The 3,379-nt window shown below is 54.1% G+C and carries 5 protein-coding genes; 2 read left to right on the top strand and 3 right to left on the bottom strand.

Annotation, left to right across the window (positions count from 1 at the left end):
- Both AC1D1Z_RS35495 and AC1D1Z_RS35490 read right to left on the bottom strand, forming a co-directional pair.
- On the bottom strand, positions 1 to 281 hold a 281-nt coding region (locus AC1D1Z_RS35495; RefSeq protein ID WP_477853470.1), incomplete at its 3' end, for a DUF1036 domain-containing protein.
- A gap of 386 nt (positions 282 to 667) precedes the next feature.
- Positions 668 to 970 (bottom strand): hypothetical protein, encoded by a 303-nt coding sequence (locus AC1D1Z_RS35490; protein ID WP_477853468.1) that lies wholly within the window; start codon positions 968 to 970, stop codon positions 668 to 670.
- Positions 971 to 1,098: 128 nt separating this feature from the next.
- Between AC1D1Z_RS35490 and AC1D1Z_RS35485 the strand changes: the two genes are divergently transcribed.
- Positions 1,099 to 1,476, top strand: coding sequence for a hypothetical protein (locus AC1D1Z_RS35485; protein ID WP_477853466.1), 378 nt, complete (start codon positions 1,099 to 1,101; stop codon positions 1,474 to 1,476).
- Between the two features lie 131 nt (positions 1,477 to 1,607).
- Here the strand turns inward: AC1D1Z_RS35485 and tagH are convergent, their stop codons facing one another.
- Positions 1,608 to 2,885 carry a type VI secretion system-associated FHA domain protein TagH gene (gene tagH, locus AC1D1Z_RS35480; RefSeq protein ID WP_477853464.1) on the bottom strand — a complete coding sequence of 426 codons (1,278 nt, stop codon included), beginning with the start codon at positions 2,883 to 2,885 and terminating at the stop codon, positions 1,608 to 1,610.
- A 213-nt stretch (positions 2,886 to 3,098) separates the two neighbouring features.
- On the opposite strand from tagH, the gene AC1D1Z_RS35475 reads away from it, so the two are divergent.
- A partial coding sequence (locus AC1D1Z_RS35475; RefSeq protein ID WP_477853462.1) for a contractile injection system protein, VgrG/Pvc8 family occupies positions 3,099 to 3,379 on the top strand: 281 nt, incomplete at its 3' end.

Below are 3,379 nucleotides of genomic sequence, written 5' to 3'. Positions count from 1 at the left end.
GCATAGACGTACACGTACCGGCTGATCAGCGGCTTGCGGATGACGTCTGCGCATCGATGGACGCCTACAGTCCACCAGCCCTCCGTCTGAAATTCGCCATCCTCCTCGTATCCGATGGCAACATTGACGACATCGAGCGTCTGGTTGCAGATCGAAAGTTCGGCGTGCGCCGGCGATCCGAAGAGGAGCGCAGCCGCGCTTGCCACCGACACCAGGATCAGCGCCAACCGCAAGCGCCGGATGGGCCACCAGGTCATCTTGTGCCCTGTCGCGTTCATCATCGCACCTCCGCCCCACAGCTGCCGATCCAGACCATGCATTATCCAACCGTTGAAGACATTAGGCAAACAGATTAATTGTCACTAGCTGTGTTTCACAAGCATTGAATGCGATAGGTTACTTATGTAAGTTTGCATAAACTGATGATGGGATGGGGGCGATTTCGATGAAATCTGCATTTGTACTTGCTGTGCTTTGCCTGGCCTCGGCCAGCTGCACGACCGCTCCGCCGAAAGCTGCAGGACCCGAGAAAATCGGACCAACCCCCTCGCAACCTGGAAACTGCTTTTATCGCGGACCCGACGGAGCAGTCTTCATCTCCGCCTGCTGAGCATCGTCTTTGAGCTGAGAGGAAGAGCCGCCAAGGATTCCATCACCTCGGCCTGGCTCATCGGAAGAGAAAGAGACAGGTGCCGCTTATACGCCGCGCAACCGATAAATCCAGCGGCGAAGCCCGGGCAACGCCAATCGCAAAACTCTGCGGACCGCCGGCGGCCAGACCGACCAGACCAAAACCCATCGCTCCTCTCTTGGCGGATTCCATGCAAAACCTCACCAGCTCCGCGTCCATTCCCAAGTCGAGATCAATATCTGCCATGTTCCGCAGCTCTTCCACTAATGTCTTCATCTTAATATCCGACGAGTTCAGCCTGCTGCGACCAGAAGCGATTTCCCATGCGAGATATTGCATGCAGACTCTCTGTATAGATCATCAATCATAAGGTTTTTCTTGCGCATTATACCATCCGGTGCCAGTATGGTTTCACCATTTTAGGGCGCGATACCATGAGTTCCGGCACACTCGGAAAGTACAAATTGATGCAGATCGTCATTTCACCTGCCGATGCTCATCGTATTCTGTCTTTTTGGTTCCCGTATAACATGCCCAGTATCGAGGCATTAGATCAGAATGATCTACGGTTTGCCCAAGCTTTATTGGTCGAGGCAGCTGAGGCAACAGCGCGGAYATCGCTGTTGGAAGCCTTGTGGAAAAAAGCGTCGAGCCCGACGGCAACGCCCCAAGCGATCTTGAAAACTGTCGTTAAATCAATTCTCAAATACCTGAAAAGACCACAAAATATCCAAGATGCCGTAGATAGCCGCAAATATGAAATGGTTTTGAATTCGATCGCATATAACTGTGGGAGCATATGGATGTACCGAGTCCAGACCGGCGATACAACGATGCTACTATGACAGAAGCAGGAGCGCGATCGCTGATACAGAGCGGCTGAGAAGATGGACGATGCTCCTTATTTCCGACGAACTCTGCGCAAGCAGCGAGCGATAAACATCTTAATTTCTCAAACTCCATTCTAGGTTTCGCGTCAGCTTCCCTTCACCTCTCCCAATACAAACTCTTGGTAAGCCTCTGCAAAGTACGTGAGAAACACGTCAAGCATTCCATTCGCATTGGCTTCGGTTTTGGCTTCCCAGCGTGAAACAAAGGTTTCCCAGGCCTTGGCTTTTCGATTAGAAAACGGGCCGGAGTTCACCTTTGCTTCAACTGCTTCAGGAGCAAGATCCGCAAGAAGGCGGGACAGCGCCTTCTGCATTGCCGCATAGGTGGCAAGCTCGTGTTTCTTGAGGTCATCGAAGGCGCTCCGGAAAGACTGCAAAGTATCGAGATACCCCGCACGATCTCGCGCAAGCATGATCTGCAGGGCTTCGGCCGGATCCGCCATGAATTTCAGGGGATTGTTGTTCGACGCTTCGATCATCGTGCGATTCGAGGTCCGCACCATCGCCTTTGCCGAGGCCCTCGCGCGCAGCAACAGGGACGTCTGTCCAGTCAGCATGAGCACGACCGAGCCCAGTTCCCGAAAGAGGTCCTCAGCGTCGCGGGTCTTGAGCATGTCAGGCGCAAGCCCGGCACCCTGGCAAAAGGCAGCGAGCAGCCGTTCGTTCGAATAGAGCTGCCCTTCGTCATTTCTTTGGTAACGACCTTGATCACGACTTCTTACGGGTTCCTCGCTCGCGGCCCGTTGGTTGCCAGCTATAGCGCTCTCACCAGCGGAGATGGAGCTACGATCGAAGCGGGATCCCGCAGCGATATCTTTCGGGGAAAATCCGGCAAAGACATCATCATTCTGCTCGGACTGCCGCGGCGCCACATCCGATCGCGGCACGTCGAGATGAGAACCCACGAAATCGGGCGTTGCGGGGCGACGTGCCTCAGGCTCGAACAGGCGGCGGTCCTGCTGTTCGCGCGAAGAAGGCCCTGCGCCCCACATATCATCGTCATCGCCATTCGCCCAATCCCCGCTGGAAGACGGGGCGCTGGCAACCTGCGTTAGCTGGACTATTATCACATAGTCGCCAATCATCAACATGTCGCCATTCTGCAGAAGATAGGGGCTCTTGACCCGTTGCTGCGCTCCGTTGACGAATGTTCCGTTGCGCGAAATGTCGTTCAGGACATAGCCGCCAGGCCCTTTCATGATCTCACAATGCCTGCCGGAAACGTGACGCTGGGGATCGGGAAGCGTCCACTCTCGGAAGGGGTCGCGCCCGATCTCGAATCGGTCATCCGCAGTAGTAAAGATCGTCGGGCCACCATCGGGAAGACGATCAACATTGGTAATCCTCAAAGTAATGCTGCTCATCGGTATGCCTTTCAATGTTCATGCCAGAGCGCCACCCGACCTTCTGATAGTAAGACAGCACAAATTCAGCAACCTCGACACCGGTATTCTCCTTGATTTCCATAAACGATTCTACGTATTCTCCGATAGATCGTTCGTTTTTCTCGCCTGCCAGGAAAAGGCGGAACGTTCCGACCCTCAATCCACCTTGACAAGGTGAAGGCTGGAGACTTCATGATGACGGCGAACCCTCGACAGGACAAGCGCGCGGCAGTTTTGACGACCACGAAAGAAATGGATTTCCTCGTCGTCACGCGCTTCGACGGTACCGAAAATGTTAGCGACCTTTTCGAGTTTCGCCTTGAAGCGAAAAGCGAAACCGAGGACATCGATTTCGATGAATTGCTCGGAAAGCACATGACGCTGACCTTGAAAAGCATCAAGGGAATGGAGAGAAAGTTCGATGGCATCCTGACGCAGGCACAGTGGCTCGGCGTAACCGATCACTACCACAC

The organism is Rhizobium sp. P1_E1 (assembly GCF_056406015.1).
Note: the sequence above shows the minus strand (reverse complement) of the source record. Positions and strands in the feature narration are given on the sequence as shown.

Bases quoted from the DNA above. Each gene is read 5' to 3' on its own strand.
- AC1D1Z_RS35490 (WP_477853468.1), bottom strand. From the start codon at position 970: ATGCAATATCTCGCATGGGAAATCGCTTCTGGTCGCAGCAGGCTGAAC.
- tagH (WP_477853464.1), bottom strand. From the start codon at position 2,885: ATGAGCAGCATTACTTTGAGGATTACCAATGTTGATCGTCTTCCCGAT.